At 73.0% G+C, this 12,983-nt stretch carries 12 protein-coding genes; 3 read left to right on the top strand and 9 right to left on the bottom strand.

Going from position 1 to position 12,983, the window contains the following annotated elements:
- The first annotated feature begins 98 nt into the window (after window positions 1-98).
- On the top strand, window positions 99-1,163 hold the full coding sequence (locus AC07DC_RS16965; protein ID WP_478915199.1) for a LacI family DNA-binding transcriptional regulator: 1,065 nt from the start codon (window positions 99-101) through the stop codon (window positions 1,161-1,163).
- A gap of 45 nt (window positions 1,164-1,208) precedes the next feature.
- On the opposite strand, the gene AC07DC_RS16970 is transcribed toward AC07DC_RS16965, so the two are convergent.
- The 4 genes from AC07DC_RS16970 to AC07DC_RS16985 all read right to left on the bottom strand — a co-directional run bounded on the left by AC07DC_RS16970 (window position 1,209) and on the right by AC07DC_RS16985 (window position 5,101).
- Complete coding sequence (locus tag AC07DC_RS16970; protein WP_478915200.1) at window positions 1,209-2,642, bottom strand: hypothetical protein; 1,434 nt, start codon at window positions 2,640-2,642, stop codon at window positions 1,209-1,211.
- 132 nt (window positions 2,643-2,774) lie between these two features.
- On the bottom strand, window positions 2,775-3,428 hold the full coding sequence (locus AC07DC_RS16975; RefSeq protein WP_478915201.1) for a cytochrome b/b6 domain-containing protein: 654 nt from the start codon (window positions 3,426-3,428) through the stop codon (window positions 2,775-2,777).
- The gene (locus AC07DC_RS16980; RefSeq protein ID WP_478915202.1) at window positions 3,412-4,170 is read right to left on the bottom strand and encodes a molybdopterin-dependent oxidoreductase; all 759 of its coding nucleotides are present in this window, start codon (window positions 4,168-4,170) and stop codon (window positions 3,412-3,414) included. The genes AC07DC_RS16975 and AC07DC_RS16980 overlap by 17 nt, the downstream gene beginning before the upstream one ends.
- Window positions 4,171-4,267: 97 nt before the next feature.
- Window positions 4,268-5,101, bottom strand: a complete 834-nt coding sequence (locus AC07DC_RS16985; RefSeq protein WP_478915203.1) for an alpha/beta fold hydrolase — start codon at window positions 5,099-5,101, stop codon at window positions 4,268-4,270.
- Window positions 5,102-5,268: 167 nt separating this feature from the next.
- Here AC07DC_RS16985 and AC07DC_RS16990 point away from each other — a divergent pair, with 167 nt between their 5' ends.
- Window positions 5,269-6,606 (top strand): aminotransferase-like domain-containing protein, encoded by a 1,338-nt coding sequence (locus tag AC07DC_RS16990; protein ID WP_478915593.1) that lies wholly within the window; start codon window positions 5,269-5,271, stop codon window positions 6,604-6,606.
- A gap of 37 nt (window positions 6,607-6,643) precedes the next feature.
- Here AC07DC_RS16990 and AC07DC_RS16995 read toward each other — a convergent pair whose 3' ends face one another.
- The gene (locus AC07DC_RS16995) at window positions 6,644-7,777 is read right to left on the bottom strand and encodes a PLP-dependent cysteine synthase family protein (RefSeq protein ID WP_478915204.1); all 1,134 of its coding nucleotides are present in this window, start codon (window positions 7,775-7,777) and stop codon (window positions 6,644-6,646) included.
- 376 nt (window positions 7,778-8,153) lie between these two features.
- On the opposite strand from AC07DC_RS16995, the gene AC07DC_RS17000 reads away from it, so the two are divergent.
- A complete protein-coding gene (locus AC07DC_RS17000; RefSeq protein ID WP_478915594.1) occupies window positions 8,154-8,606 on the top strand; it encodes an ATP-binding protein in 453 nt (150 codons plus the stop codon).
- A 145-nt stretch (window positions 8,607-8,751) separates the two neighbouring features.
- Here the strand turns inward: AC07DC_RS17000 and AC07DC_RS17005 are convergent, their stop codons facing one another.
- The 4 genes from AC07DC_RS17005 to AC07DC_RS17020 all read right to left on the bottom strand — a co-directional run bounded on the left by AC07DC_RS17005 (window position 8,752) and on the right by AC07DC_RS17020 (window position 12,976).
- Window positions 8,752-11,316, bottom strand: coding sequence for an ABC transporter permease (locus AC07DC_RS17005; RefSeq protein ID WP_478915205.1), 2,565 nt, complete (start codon window positions 11,314-11,316; stop codon window positions 8,752-8,754).
- Entirely contained in the window at window positions 11,313-12,095 is a 783-nt protein-coding gene (locus AC07DC_RS17010) for an ABC transporter ATP-binding protein (protein ID WP_478915206.1), read from the bottom strand. Before AC07DC_RS17010 ends, AC07DC_RS17005 begins: the two co-directional genes overlap by 4 nt.
- Window positions 12,092-12,442 carry an SHOCT domain-containing protein gene (locus AC07DC_RS17015; RefSeq protein ID WP_478915207.1) on the bottom strand — a complete coding sequence of 117 codons (351 nt, stop codon included), beginning with the start codon at window positions 12,440-12,442 and terminating at the stop codon, window positions 12,092-12,094. The genes AC07DC_RS17010 and AC07DC_RS17015 overlap by 4 nt, the downstream gene beginning before the upstream one ends.
- A gap of 153 nt (window positions 12,443-12,595) precedes the next feature.
- Window positions 12,596-12,976 carry a PPOX class F420-dependent oxidoreductase gene (locus tag AC07DC_RS17020; RefSeq protein WP_478915208.1) on the bottom strand — a complete coding sequence of 127 codons (381 nt, stop codon included), beginning with the start codon at window positions 12,974-12,976 and terminating at the stop codon, window positions 12,596-12,598.
- Between the last annotated feature and the right edge of the window lie 7 nt (window positions 12,977-12,983).

Raw genomic sequence — 12,983 nt, forward strand, 5'->3', positions numbered from 1 at the left:
AGTTGTCGCGGAGAAACTAATACGCTTTAGCAAGCCGTTGCTCAAGCGCATTAGTCGCCCGCCGCACTCCGGACCGGGGAGTAGGACATAATCCAGCCATGGATCCCGTGCGCCGCACCCCGGCCCGCCGACCGACGATGAAGGACATCGCGCAGCGCGCGGGTGTCTCCGAGAGCGCCGTGTCCTTCGCGCTCAACGACCGGCCGGGCGTCTCCCCCGTCACCCGCGACCGGGTCCGCCGGGTCGCGGAGCAGCTGGGCTGGCGTCCCAGCACCGCTGCCCGCGCGCTGTCCGGTGAGGGGGCCGCCACCGTCGGCCTGGTACTGGCCCGGCCGGCGCACACGCTCGGCGTCGAATCGTTCTTCCTGCAACTCGTCTCGGGCATCCAGGAGGTGCTGGCGCGGCGTCACCTCGGGCTGCTCTTCCAGGTCGTCGAGGATCTCGGCGAGGAGTGCGCGATCTACCGCCGCTGGTGGGCGGAGCGCCGGGTCGACGGACTGCTCGTCGTCGACCCGCGGCTCGACGACCCCCGGCCGGCGCTGCTCGACGAACTCGGCCTGCCCGCCGTCGTCATCGGCGCGCTCGGCCCGGATACCCCCGCGCACTCCGGCATCTCCACCGTATGGGCCGACGACGCCGGCGCCATGGCCTCGATCGTCGACCACCTGTACGGACTGGGGCACCGCAGGATCCTGCACATCGCCGGCCTGCCGCACCTCGCCCACACCCAGCGCCGCATCCACTCGCTGCGCGCCGAGGCCGCCCGTCGCGGGCTGCCCGACGTCCACTCCATCAGCACCGACTACTCGGACACCGAGGGCGCCGAGGCCACCCGCCGGGCCCTCGCCCAAGCACGGCCGCCCACCGCGATCGTCTACGACAACGACGTCCTGGCCATGGCCGGTCTCGGCGTCGCCAACGAGCGCGGCCTCGCGGTCCCAGGCGACCTGTCCCTCGTCGCCTGGGACGACTCCGTGCTCTGCCGCAGCGCGCACCCCGCGCTGACCGCGCTCGTCCGCGACACCGGCAGTTTCGGCCGCCATGCCGCCGAGCAGCTGCTCAGCCTGCTCGACGGGAACCCCGCCCGTGAGATCCAGGACGACCTGCCGCGCCTTGTCGCCCGCGCGAGCACCGCGCCGCCCCGCGGCCAGGACGGGACGTAGAGCCGCACATGAGCCGGGTCCGGTGCGTCAACCGGATCCGGTGCGTCAGCGGTACTCGGCCAGTCGCGGGCGGACGCCCAGCAGGACCAGGACCGCCGCGGCGGCCAGGGCTCCGGCGGGGACGGCCGGCCAGCCGGCGAGGGCCGAGCGGGCGCGGCCGGTGTGCAGGTCGAAGTCGGACCGCTGGTGGTCCGCGAGCGTGTCGAGCGTTGTGGCGAAGTCCCAGAAGTCGAAGGCGACCTGGCCGCGGCCGACTTCGGTGAGCACCGTGACCGCCTCGTCGAGCCGGCCGGCGGCGCGCAGGTCGCGCAGCTTCCGGTCGTCGGCGCGGAAGTGACCGTAGCGGGTGAGGACGTCCTGGTACGCGGGGCGTTCCGCGGTCGTGGCGTACGACTCGGGGGCGAGGAGGACGTCGAGCCGGCGGGTGAGCACGTCGAACCGCTCGCGCTGGAAACCGGCCGCGTCGGTGTCATGGACCAGCCAGCGGCTCTGCGTGGCGGCGGCATCGGCGGCCACCGCGCGGGCCTCGGCCAGCCGGGACCAGGGCCGCAGGCCCTCCTGCCCCGCGGCGTCGACCTCGGACGCGGCCGAGGCGAAGGAGAGCGCGCCGGTCAGGGTGACGATCACCGCGGCGACCGTGGCGGCGACCAGCGCCGGGCTGAAAACCCGCTGGTAGCGGCGGGCGAGGTCGCGCTGCCACCACACCAGGAAGCCGAGAGTGAGAGCGCCGAGCACCCCGACGAGGCCCGCCGACCAGGACGCGCTGTCGTGCGCGGCGGACTCCAGGTGCGTGGCCTGCTGGGCGTACGTCTCCGACAGCTCCGTCGCGACGGGCAGCAGCTCGTTGCGCAGCACATCGGCGGCCTCGGAGGACAGGGCGACGGCGGCGTGCGGCGGGTTTCCCGCCGGGCGGTTGGGCTGGGTCTCGTCCACGTAGGAGGAGCGGGCGCTCGCGTCGTCGTAGCGGCCGAGCGCGTCGAGCAGGGAGCGGACCCGGTCGCCCTGGCCGGGGTCGGCGCCGAGCTGCCGCAGCAGACCGCTGACCTCGGTACGGCGCTGCTGGGCGGTGATCAGTGCGAGCAGCCGGTTGCCGACCTCCACGTCCGGCTGCAGCGCCGAGTGTCCCGGCACCAGGGAGTTGGCCCGCTGGGCATCGAGGTCGGCGAGCGCGAACCGCAGTTCGGCGGCGACGGCCGCCCGTTGGGAGACGGCCGTGCCCAGGTCGGAGACATCGCCCCGGACGTCGACCGCGCCGAGAACGGCGGCCGCGCAGAGCGCGACGAGGGAGGCCAGCGCGATCGCGGCCGACACGATGAGCCGTACGGGACCGGTGCGCGGGCGCTGCGGACGCCGTGCCGGGAGGCGCCGGGCGCGCGACCGCGGCGGGTCGGGCGGCGCGGCCGGTCCTGCGGCCGGCGCGGCCCGCGGCACTTCGGTCGCGGACACCCGCAGGACCGGCGGCGCCTGAGAGGTCGTCATATCGTGACGCTAGGCGCGTGCCCGGAAAGGCGGATGTCCCATCGGCGGACTCCAGGTGACCGGCCCGTAACAGATCGGAACGGAGGCCGGGCCTCCGCACCGCCCCTAAGCGTGTAAGCCCGTCAGGCCTTGTCAGTCCTTGTCGTCCGGCTTCCACAGCGAGTGCTCGCGCCGCGCCCACCACGGGGCCACGCTCCCGGTCCGCATGCCCAGCCGCGCCTCCGGATCCTTGGTGGCCATCCAGACGTGCCCGGTGATGCCGGCGGCGAGCAGCAGCGCCAGCCAGTCGTGGACGAAGGTGGCACCGGTCCTCCAGACCACCGGGGCGAGGTGGGTGAACCACATCAGCAGCCCGGTGCCGATCATCACCAGCACCGCCCCCGCGATGAAGGCCGCGTAGAGCTTCTGGCCCGCGTTGAACTTGCCTGCGGGCACTCCCTCCTTGCTGCGCTTGCGCAGTACGGTGCGCAGCCAGTGCCAGTCGTGCCGGCCGAAGCGGTTGAGCCTGCTCAGGTCGGCACGGAGCGCGCGGAAGAACAGCCCGGCGAGCAGCGGCGCCGGGAGCACCAGGCCGGACCATTCGTGGACGGTCACCACCAGCCGCCGCCTGCCGACGAGTTCGGCCAGCGGGGGCAGGTAGAGGCAGGCGGCGGTGAAGACGCAGATGCCCATCAGCCAGGCGGTGACGCGGTGCACCCAGCGTTCGGCGCGGCTGAAGCGGCGCACCCGCCGCGCCGGCGCGGGCCGGGCCGCCGGTGCGGTCATGCCGTCAGGAAGTGGGGTCATCGGACCGTCCGTTCGACTTTCCGACCCAGGCGTCGACGTCGTAGCCGAGCTTCTCCCAGTAGCCGGGCTCGACGCTCTTGGTGAGGGTGATCCCCGACAGCCACTTCGCGGACTTGTAGAAGTACATGGGCGCCGCGTAGAGCCGGACCGGGCCGCCGTGGGCGTGGGTGACCGGCTTGTCCTGCATCGACAGGGCCACCAGGACGTCGTCGCGGCGGGCCTGCTGCAGCGTGAGGCTCTCGGTGTACTTGCCGTCGAAGCAGTCGAACCGGACGGCGGTCGCCTCCGGCCGTACCCCCGAGGCGGCCAGGAGCGCGGAGAGCCGCACCCCGCCGAACGCGGTCTTCGGCACCCGCCAGCCGGTCACACACTGCACGTCGTGCACCAGCCGCTGCTGCGGCATGGCCTCCAGGTCGGCGAGCCGGTACGTCATGGGGCGGTCGACGAGGCCGCCGACGGTGAGCCGGTAGTTCTCCGCATTGCGCTTGGGCACGGACGAGGTGACCGAGTAGTACCGGAAGCCTCCGCCGCCGGGCAGCAGTCCCGTCACCCCGGTGGGGTCCTTGGCGCTCACCTCGGCGAGCACCGCGTCGATCCGGTCCTGCACGGAGCTGCCCAGCGCGACCCCCGCGGCGCCCAGGCCCAGCATTCCCAGCACGAGGCGCCGACCGACCGGCGCACCACGCCGTTCGTTCTCTTCCCCCGGGTCGTCGGGGGCATCGTCCACGCGGGGCTCTTCCATAGGTCGATTCGAGCACGTGTGGAAGCCGCTGGCCAGGGGCGGAGCCCTGACGTCAGGCTTTCGTCATAACTCGGGTCGGCGTCAGGTCAGGATCGGGTCAGGATCGGGTCGGTGTCGCGTCAGAATTGGGGCGGCATCGGGTCAGGAAGCGGTCCAGCGCCGCGTTGAATCCGTCCGGACGTTCGAGGTTCGGCAGATGGGCGGCGCCCTCGATGACGACCAGCTCGGATCCGGCGATCCGCCGGTGCATGGCTTCCGCGTCGGAGACCGGGGTGTACTCGTCGTCCCGGCCGACCACGACGAGGGCGGGCACGGCGATCCGGCCCAGCAGCTCCTCGTAGCCGGGACGTTCGGCGCGCCCGCGCAGGGCCGCCGCCGCGCCCTCGGGCGGAGCGCCGTACATCATGCCGCGCACGTGGTCGGCGACGGCGGGCAGCGCCTCGATGTTGTACGGCGCGACCATCTTGGACAGCACCTCGTCGGTGTACCCCTTCAGCCCCTCGCGCACCAGCCGTTCGGCCATGTCACGCCGTACGCGCTTGCCGTCCTCGGTCTCGGCCGCCGGGAAGGTGTCGGCGAGCAGCAGGCCGCGGACCCGGTCGGGGAAGAGTCGGCAGAACTCCATGACGATCTGGCCGCCCATCGACAGACCGCCGATGACGACCCGGTCCAGGCCGAGGTGGTCGAGCAGGGCCGCGATGTCGCGGGCGAAGGTCTCCAGCGGGGTCGTGCCGGGGACGACGGTGGTCGCGCCGTAGCCGCGCAGGTCCGGGGCGACGACCCGCCAACCGCCGGCGGCGAATGCACCGACCTGTGGTGCCCACATCGAGCGGTCGAAGGGGTGGCCGTGGACGAGGACGAGCGGGTCGCCCTCGCCCGCGTCCTCGTATCCGACGGTGATGCCGTTGACCTGTGCCGTTGCCGCCGCCATTGCGCTCCCCACCTGTGCCTTCTTCTTGGTCCGGCCCACGCTGTCCGATGCGGCCGGTGCGCCGTGAGGTTCCGTGCCCGACCCCCGATCCGATGCTAGGGCTGGGAAATGGTGAGTGCAATGTTTATATTGATCTCGGTGCAATGGCGGAGTGGACGGAGTGCGTGATGGAGGACTACCGGGCGGTCGCCGACGCGGTCGCCGCGGACATCGCTGCCGGCCGGCTGCGGCCGGGCGACCGGCTCGCCACGCAACGCGCGTTCGCCCGCCGGCACGGCATCGCGAACTCCACGGCGAGCCGGGTCTACCGCGAGCTGGCCCGGCGCGGTCTGGTCGTCGGCGAGGTCGGGCGCGGCACGTTCGTCCGAGCCGCCCCGCGGACGCCGGGGCCCGCGCTCGCCGAGCCGGCCGCCGCGCGGGTCGACCTGGAGCTGAACTACCCGGTGGTGGAGGGGCAGACCGCCCTGCTGGGCGAGGGGCTGGGCCGGCTGCTGCGACCCGATGTGCTGGCGGACGCCCTGCGGCCGGTGGGCCCGGCCGGCACTCCCCCGGCGCGCGAGGCGGCCGCCGCACTGCTCGCCGGGGCCGGCTGGGCACCGGATCCGGCGCGGGTGCTCTTCGCGGGCAACGGCCGGCAGGCGATCGCCGCCGCCGTCGCCGCGCTGGTGCCCACCGGTGGCCGGCTCGGCGTCGAGGCGCTCACCTACCCGGTGGTGAAGGCCATCGCCGCCCGGCTCGGCGTCACACTCGTCCCGCTCGCCCAGGACGAGGACGGGCTGCTGCCCGACGCCCTGCTGGCCGCCCACCGCAGCGCCCCGCTGGCCGCCGTCTACCTCCAGCCGACGCTGCACAACCCGCTGGCGACGACGATGCCGGAGCGGCGCCGCGCCGAACTCGCCGATGTGTTGCGCCGCACCGGGGTGCACGCGGTGGAGGACACCATCTGGGCCTTCCTCCGTCCGGGGCCGGCCCCGCTGGCCGCCTGGGCGCCGGAGCACACGGTGGTCGTCGACAGCCTGTCCAAGCGGCTCGCCCCGGGGCTCACCGTCGGTTTCGCCGTGACACCGCCGGAGCTCACCGACCGGATCGCGACCTCGCTGCGCTCCGGCGCCTGGACGGCGGCCGGCTTCGCCCTCGACGCGGCGACCGGCTGGATGACGGACGGGACGGTGGCGGCCGTCGGGCGCGCCAAGCGCGAGGACGTGACGCTGCGCCAGGAGATCGCGGGCCGGCGGCTCGCGGGCTTCTCCGTCCGCACCGACCCGTCCTGCTACTTCGTCTGGTGGGAGCTGCCCGAGCCATGGCGCGCCGAGACGTTCGTCGCCGCCGCGGCCCGTCGCGGCATCGCGGTCACCCCGGCCGCCGCGTTCGCCGTGGGTGCGCACAGCGCGCCGAACGCGGTACGGGTCGCGCTCGCCTCACCGCCGCCCGGCACGCTCTCCGCGGCGCTCGGCACCCTGGCGGCGATCGCCGGCGGCTCCCCGGACGACGCGATGGTCGGCTGAACCGCCGGCCCTGGCGCGCTCGTGCGCCGTGCGCGGCTCAGCGCGGCCAGGCGCCTGTGGCGAGGAAGTGGTCGATGGCGGACGCGTAGGGAGCAATGTCCAGGTGCTGCTGGGCGACCCAGTCGTCGGAGTAGTACTTGTCGAGGTAGCGGTCGCCGGGGTCGCAGATCAGGGTGACGACGCTGCCGGTCTCCCCTGCGGCCACCATCTCCGCGATGATCTTGAAGGAGCTCCACAGTCCGGTCCCCGTCGAGCCGCCGGCCTTGCGGCCGATCGCGCCGTCCAGCGCCCGCACCGCCGCCACCGACGCGGCGTCCGGCACCTTCATCATCCGGTCGATGGCGCCCGGCACGAAGCTCGGCTCCATGCGCGGCCGTCCGATGCCCTCGATGCGGGAGCCGACGTCGCTGGTCACGCCCTGGTCGCCGGTGACCCAGCCGTCGAAGAAGCAGGAGTTCTCCGGGTCGGCGACGCACAGCCGGGTGTCGCGCTGGGTGTAGTGGACGTAGCGGGCGATGGTGGCGGAGGTGCCGCCGGTGCCCGCGGTGGCCACGATCCAGGCCGGCTCGGGATACCGCTCCAGCTTCAGCTGCTCGAACATCGACTCGGCGATGTTGTTGTTGCCGCGCCAGTCGGTGGCCCGTTCGGCGTAGGTGAACTGGTCCATGTAGTGCCCGCCGGAGTCGGCGGCGAGCCGGGCGGACACGTCGTACACGGTGCGCGGGTCGTCCACCAAATGGCACTGCCCGCCGTGGAATTCGATGAGCCGCTGCTTCTCGTGGCTCGTCGTACGCGGGATCACCGCGATGAACGGGACTCCGATGAGGGTCGCGAAGTACGCCTCGGAGACCGCCGTCGAGCCGCTGGACGCCTCGATCACCGGTTTGCCCGGTCGGATCCAGCCATTGCAGAGTCCGTACAGAAAGAGGGAACGGGCCAGCCGGTGCTTCAGGGAGCCCGTCGGGTGCGTCGACTCGTCCTTCAGATACAGGTCGATGCCCCACTGCAGGGGCAGTGGAAAGCGCAGCAGATGGGTGTCGGCCGAACGGTTGGAGTCCGCCTGGACCTTGCGGACCGCTTCCTTGAGCCACTCCCGGTACCCCTGGTCCGTACGGTCCACGTCCACCGTGCGCGCACAGCCGCTGTTCCCCGCCTGCTCGATCGTGCCCACCGCGCCAGCCTCCGCTCGTGCCGGTCCCCCGGCGGCACGCCGGGCCATTTCCGATCATAAGCATCCGATCAGTGCGGAACTCGATCAAATGCTCCCTGTCGCGCCGTCTCCCGGCGGGGCGGACCGGGCCGGGACCGGGGTCGGCGGGGGGCGGAGTTCTGGCCGACGGACAGCGGTTCGCAGACCCCTTCGGGCGGTGCACATCACCATGCGGGTTGCGGATCCCGCCACGGGGGGTGACCCTGAAGTCACATCACGGAGTACTGCAGCAGTCACTCTACGCATTTTCGCTCAGGTGTTCTCATTCCGAGCGGTTCAGGACACGGCTTCCACACGGCGGCCGGCCCTCGCCGCGGAGGGAGTCGCAGCCGTGATCATGCAAGCCGACCGACAGTGCACGCTGGAACTCGAAGCACTGCCGTCCCGCATCCAGCAGATACGCCGAATCGTTGCAGCGCAGCTGCGTTACTGGCATCTCGACCCGCTGCTCGACACCGCCCTGCTGGGAATCACCGAACTGCTGGCGAACGTCTACCGGCACGCCGGGGCCGACAAGCACTGTTCGGTCCAACTGACCCTCGTCTCGGGCCGGCTGACCGTATCCGTTCTGGACAGCGATCCCCAGCTGCCCCAGGTCAGCTCCCCCGAGCCGCTCGCCACCGGCGGCCGCGGGCTCGCCATGGTGGCGGCGCTCAGCGACAGTTGGGGAGCCGATCCGGTACCGGACGGCGGCAAGGTGGTCTGGTTCAGCCTGCACGTCGAGGCTCCCGCACCTGCGCCGCGCAGGCGCCCGGTGGCCCGAAGGGTCCCCGCCGTCGTCGCGGCCTGACCTCCTGCGACGGCCCGGCCGCCGTGTCCCCGTGTGGGACGCGGCGGCCGGGCCCGTGCCCGGCCCCGGGCTCATGCCGGGGCCGGGCCTCGTCGTTCCGGAATCGGACTCCCCGGATCCCTTCTCCCCCGGACGGCCTGCCGGATCATTCGGTGGCGATGGCCCGCAGCACGTCCAGCCGCGCCGCACGGCGGGCCGGACGCCAGCCGGCGAGGACCCCCGCGATCAGGCCGACCAGCAGGACCACCGCGAGCTGCGTCGGCGGCACCGCGAAGGCGCTCGTCCCCGAGCTGTCGGTGGCCTTCACCAGCGCCCAGCCGAGGAACGCACCGAGGCCGAGACCACCGACGGTGCCGAACGCCGCGACCAGCACCGACTCCCAGCGCACCATCGCCCGCAGCTGCGACCGGGTCTGGCCGACCGCGCGCAGCAGCCCCAGCTCCCGGGTGCGCTCGTGAACCGCGAGGGTGAGGGTGTTGGCGATGCCCAGCAGCGCGATGAGCACGGCGAGCGCCAGCAGCGCGTAGACCAGCGTCAGCATCATGTCGATGGCCGACGCGGAGGACTTGGCGTACTCGGCGCGGGTCTGCACCGTGGGGTTGCCGTACGCCGCCGCCACCTTCTCGACGGCTCCCTTGCCGTCGCCGGCGGAGACCCCGTCCTTGAAGGCGACCGCGACGAGGGTGTCGGAGCCCTGCACCCGGTGCGGGGCCCATGCCTCACGGGTGATGACGTAGTCGCCCGCCAGATCCGCCCGTTCGTAGACCGCCGCCACGGTGAAGGGCTGCCGCTTCCCGTCGGTGAAGGCGAGCTCCGCCGTGCTGCCGACCTTCCAGCCGTGCTTGTCCGCCTCGTCCCTGGCGACCGCGATGCCACGTTCGCCGAGGGCGCCGAGCGAGCCGTCGACCGTACCGAGGTCGAGGACGGAGGAGAGCGCGGCCGGATCCGTGACGGTCAACTGCCGTCCGCCGCCGTCGACCTTCGCGACGCCCCTGCCGAGCCCGACCGCGGTCCGCACCTGGGGCAGCGCGGCGACGGCGGGGGCCAGCTTCGGGCTGAGTCCGCTGCCGCCGGCCCCGAACACCGGGGCGCTGATCGCGACATCGCCGGCGAAGGACCGCGACACCGTCTGGTCCATGGTCGCCTTCAGCGAGGCGCCGAAGACCGTGAACAGGGAGACGACCGCGACGCCGATCATCAGCGCGGTCGCGGTGGCGGCCGTCCGCTTCGGGCTGCGCAGCGCGTTGCGCCGGGCCAGTCCGCCGGTCACCCCGCGCAGCCGGGCCAGTGGCGCGCCCAGCAGCCGTACCGCGTACGAGGACGCGACCGGGCCGAGGACCACGAACGCGGCCAGGGTGAGTACCGCGCCGCCGCTCGTGAGCCAGACGTCGGGCGTGCCCGCCGCGCCCGCGACAGTCAGCGCGATACCCGTCACCGCCGCGACCGTGCCCAGCACGGCGCGCCTGCGCGACGCACCGGAGGAGTCCACGGCGGTCTCCCGCAGCGCGGCCAGTGGCGCGGTGCGCCCGGCCCGTACGGCGGGCAGCAGCGCCGAGCCGGTGCACACCACCAGGCCGACCAGGAACGGCAGTGCCAGGGCGGTCACGCCGATCACCAGGTCGCCGTTGGGGAACGGGAAGCCCACCACCGGGAAGAGCGCCTGGAGGCCGGCCGCGACACCGATGCCGCCGAGGAGTCCGGCGGTCGAGGCGACCACCGCGACCATCGCGGACTCGACGAGCGTCGAGCCGAGCACCTGGCGGCGCGACGCGCCCAGCGCGCGCAGCAGCGCGTTCTCCCGGGTCCGTTGGGCCACCACGATCGCGAAGGTGTTGTGGATGCTGAAGGTCGCCACGAGCAGGGCGATGCCCGCGAAGACCAGCAGCAGCGAGGTGAAGATCTTCAGGAACGTGCCCGAGATCATGGTGAGGCTCTCGTCCGTGGCCTGCTGCCCGGTGATCGCCTCGACGTTCGAGGGCAGCACGGGCGCGAGCCGCTCGACCAGTTCACGCTGGCCGACGCCCGGTCCCGCGCGCACCTGGATGGTCGACGCCAGGCCCGGCTCCGGGGTGAGGTAGCGCTCCGCGTCGGCGCGGGTGAGACCGGTGAAGGTGGTCTGCCCCATGCCGTCCTCGCCGCCGAAGGCGGCAACGCCGACGATCGTCACCCTGACCGGGTCGGGCGTGCGCAGCACCGTCGTGTCGCCGACCCGCAGCTTGCCGGACTTGGCCGCGCCCCGGTTGATGACGACCTCGCCGGGCGCACTGGGGGCCCGGCCCTCGGTGAGGGTGTACGGGTTGAGCTTGGGGTCCTCGATCCAGTTGCCCGCGACGGTGGGCGGGCCCTTCCCGCCGACGGCCTTGCCGTCGGCGCCGACGAGCTGACCGGCGCCGGTGATGTTCGGGGCGACCGCGGCCACTCCCGGCACCGCCTCGATCCGCTGAATGAGGGAGGTGTCGACGGGCTCGCGGGTGCCCTGGCCGCCGCCGGACACGGTGATGACGTCGGCGCTGCGGACGACCGCGTCCGTACCGCGGTTGGCGTCGGTGAACAGGGTGTCGAAGCCGGCCTTGAGGGTGTCGCCCATGACCATCGTCCCGGCCAGGAAGGACACGCCGAGGAAGACCGCCAGGAAGGTGCCGGCGAAGCGCCTCTTGTGGGCGCGCAGCGAGGCGAGGCTGATCCGCAGTGAGGTGCGCGCGCCGCTCATGACACCGTCCCCCGGCCCGCGCCCGCACCGGCGAGGCCGTCGAAGGCCTTCATCCGGTCGAGCACCTTCTCGGCGGTGGGGCCCGTCATCCGGTCCACCAGCCGCCCGTCGGCGAGGAAGACGACCTCGTCGGCGTGGGCGGCGGCGACCGGGTCGTGGGTGACCATGACGACGGTGCGGCCCATCTCGTGGACCGCGCGCCCCAGCAGGTTCAGCACCTCGGCGCCGGAGCGCGAATCGAGGTTGCCGGTCGGCTCGTCGGCGAAGACCACGTCAGGACGGCCGGCCAGCGCGCGGGCGACGGCGACCCGCTGCTGCTGGCCGCCGGACAGCTCGCTCGGGCGGTGCAGCAGCCGGTCGCCGAGGCCGACGACGTCAATGAGCGCGTCCACCCACTCGGTGTCGGGCCGGGCGCCCGCCAGGTCGAGCGGGAGGGTGATGTTCTCGGCGACGGTCAACGTCCCCACCAGGTTGAACGACTGGAAGACGAAGCCGATCCGCTCGCGGCGCAGCAGCGTCAGGTCACGGTCGCCGAGGGTGCCCAGGTCCGTGGTCCCGATGAAGGCGGAGCCGGAACTGAGCGTGTCCAGGCCCGCGGCGCAGTGCATCAGGGTGGATTTGCCGGAGCCGGACGGGCCCATGATCGCGGTGAAGCGCGCCGCCGGAAACCCGACGGTGACACCGTCCAACGCGCGGACCTCGGCGTCCCCCGCGCCGTAGACCTTGGAAGCGTCCACGACGCGGGCGGCGGAGGTGTCGACAGGGGTCAGGGCGGTCATCGGGAACCACCCTCGGTGCCCGGCTTCTTGAACTGGTCGGACGTGGTGGGCTTGTCGGACGTGGTGGGCCGACCGGACGGTCCGTGCTGCTCGTTCAGAACGGCGAGCCGGCTGCGGTACTCGGCCTCGTCGATCTCGCCCGCGGCGTAACGGCGGCCGAGCAGCGCCACCGGCGAGTGCTCGCCGTTCTCGGCGCGCCACTGCCACGGTCCGCGACCGCCGCCCCGGCCGCGCCACACGGTGCGGCGCAGCACCAGGATGATGCCGACGACGACGAGCGCCCAGACGAGCGGGAAGAACAGGATCCACGGGCCGGGCCCGCCGTCGTGCCATGCCATGACGTTCATCAGAATCGTCTCCTCGGTGATGGTGGGATGCGTTGCATCCCGACACCACCGAGCCTGGTCCGAAAGGGCCGCCGGGTCGTCGTACGGCCAGCGGCACTGCACGTACCACGTGGGGAGTACGAACGCCGGCCGCGACTACGTCCGGCGCCCCGGTCAGAAGGTGATCGCGATCCCCACGTGCGGCCGCTTGCCGAGCCGGAACATCGCGCCGCCCACGTCCAGGACCCTGAAGAGCAGGCCGTACTTGCCCGCCATGGCCTTGCGGACCCGGTCGAGCTCCGGCGCGTCCAGCAGCCGCGCGGTCCCCTCGGCGGTGGACGCACCCTCCGCGATCCTGCCCCGCGCATCGCACGCGGCGACGGTCACCCGGCCGCTGTTGCGGATCCGCTTGACCTTGCCGGTGTCGTCCTTGGTCCAGACGATCAGCTCGTCCCCGTCCCGGACCGCCCACACCGGGGTGGAGACCGCGACGCCGCTGCGGCGGTAGGTGGTCAGGCTGACGTAGGAGCTGAGGGCGATCTCGTCGGGCACCATGAAGACG

This window comes from Streptomyces sp. NPDC045021, from assembly GCF_056432645.1.

Excerpts from the sequence above, each read along its gene's own strand:
- AC07DC_RS16990 (WP_478915593.1), top strand. The coding sequence starts at position 5,269 with ATGGAGGACTACCGGGCGGTCGCCGACGCGGTCGCCGCGGACATCGCT.
- AC07DC_RS16970 (WP_478915200.1), bottom strand. The coding sequence starts at position 2,642 with ATGACGACCTCTCAGGCGCCGCCGGTCCTGCGGGTGTCCGCGACCGAA.
- AC07DC_RS17015 (WP_478915207.1), bottom strand. The coding sequence starts at position 12,442 with ATGAACGTCATGGCATGGCACGACGGCGGGCCCGGCCCGTGGATCCTG.
- AC07DC_RS17020 (WP_478915208.1), bottom strand. The coding sequence starts at position 12,976 with ATGGTGCCCGACGAGATCGCCCTCAGCTCCTACGTCAGCCTGACCACC.
- AC07DC_RS16975 (WP_478915201.1), bottom strand. The coding sequence starts at position 3,428 with ATGACCCCACTTCCTGACGGCATGACCGCACCGGCGGCCCGGCCCGCG.
- AC07DC_RS16980 (WP_478915202.1), bottom strand. The coding sequence starts at position 4,170 with ATGGAAGAGCCCCGCGTGGACGATGCCCCCGACGACCCGGGGGAAGAG.
- AC07DC_RS17005 (WP_478915205.1), bottom strand. The coding sequence starts at position 11,316 with ATGAGCGGCGCGCGCACCTCACTGCGGATCAGCCTCGCCTCGCTGCGC.
- AC07DC_RS17000 (WP_478915594.1), top strand. The coding sequence starts at position 8,154 with ATGCAAGCCGACCGACAGTGCACGCTGGAACTCGAAGCACTGCCGTCC.
- AC07DC_RS16985 (WP_478915203.1), bottom strand. The coding sequence starts at position 5,101 with ATGGCGGCGGCAACGGCACAGGTCAACGGCATCACCGTCGGATACGAG.
- AC07DC_RS17010 (WP_478915206.1), bottom strand. The coding sequence starts at position 12,095 with ATGACCGCCCTGACCCCTGTCGACACCTCCGCCGCCCGCGTCGTGGAC.
- AC07DC_RS16965 (WP_478915199.1), top strand. The coding sequence starts at position 99 with ATGGATCCCGTGCGCCGCACCCCGGCCCGCCGACCGACGATGAAGGAC.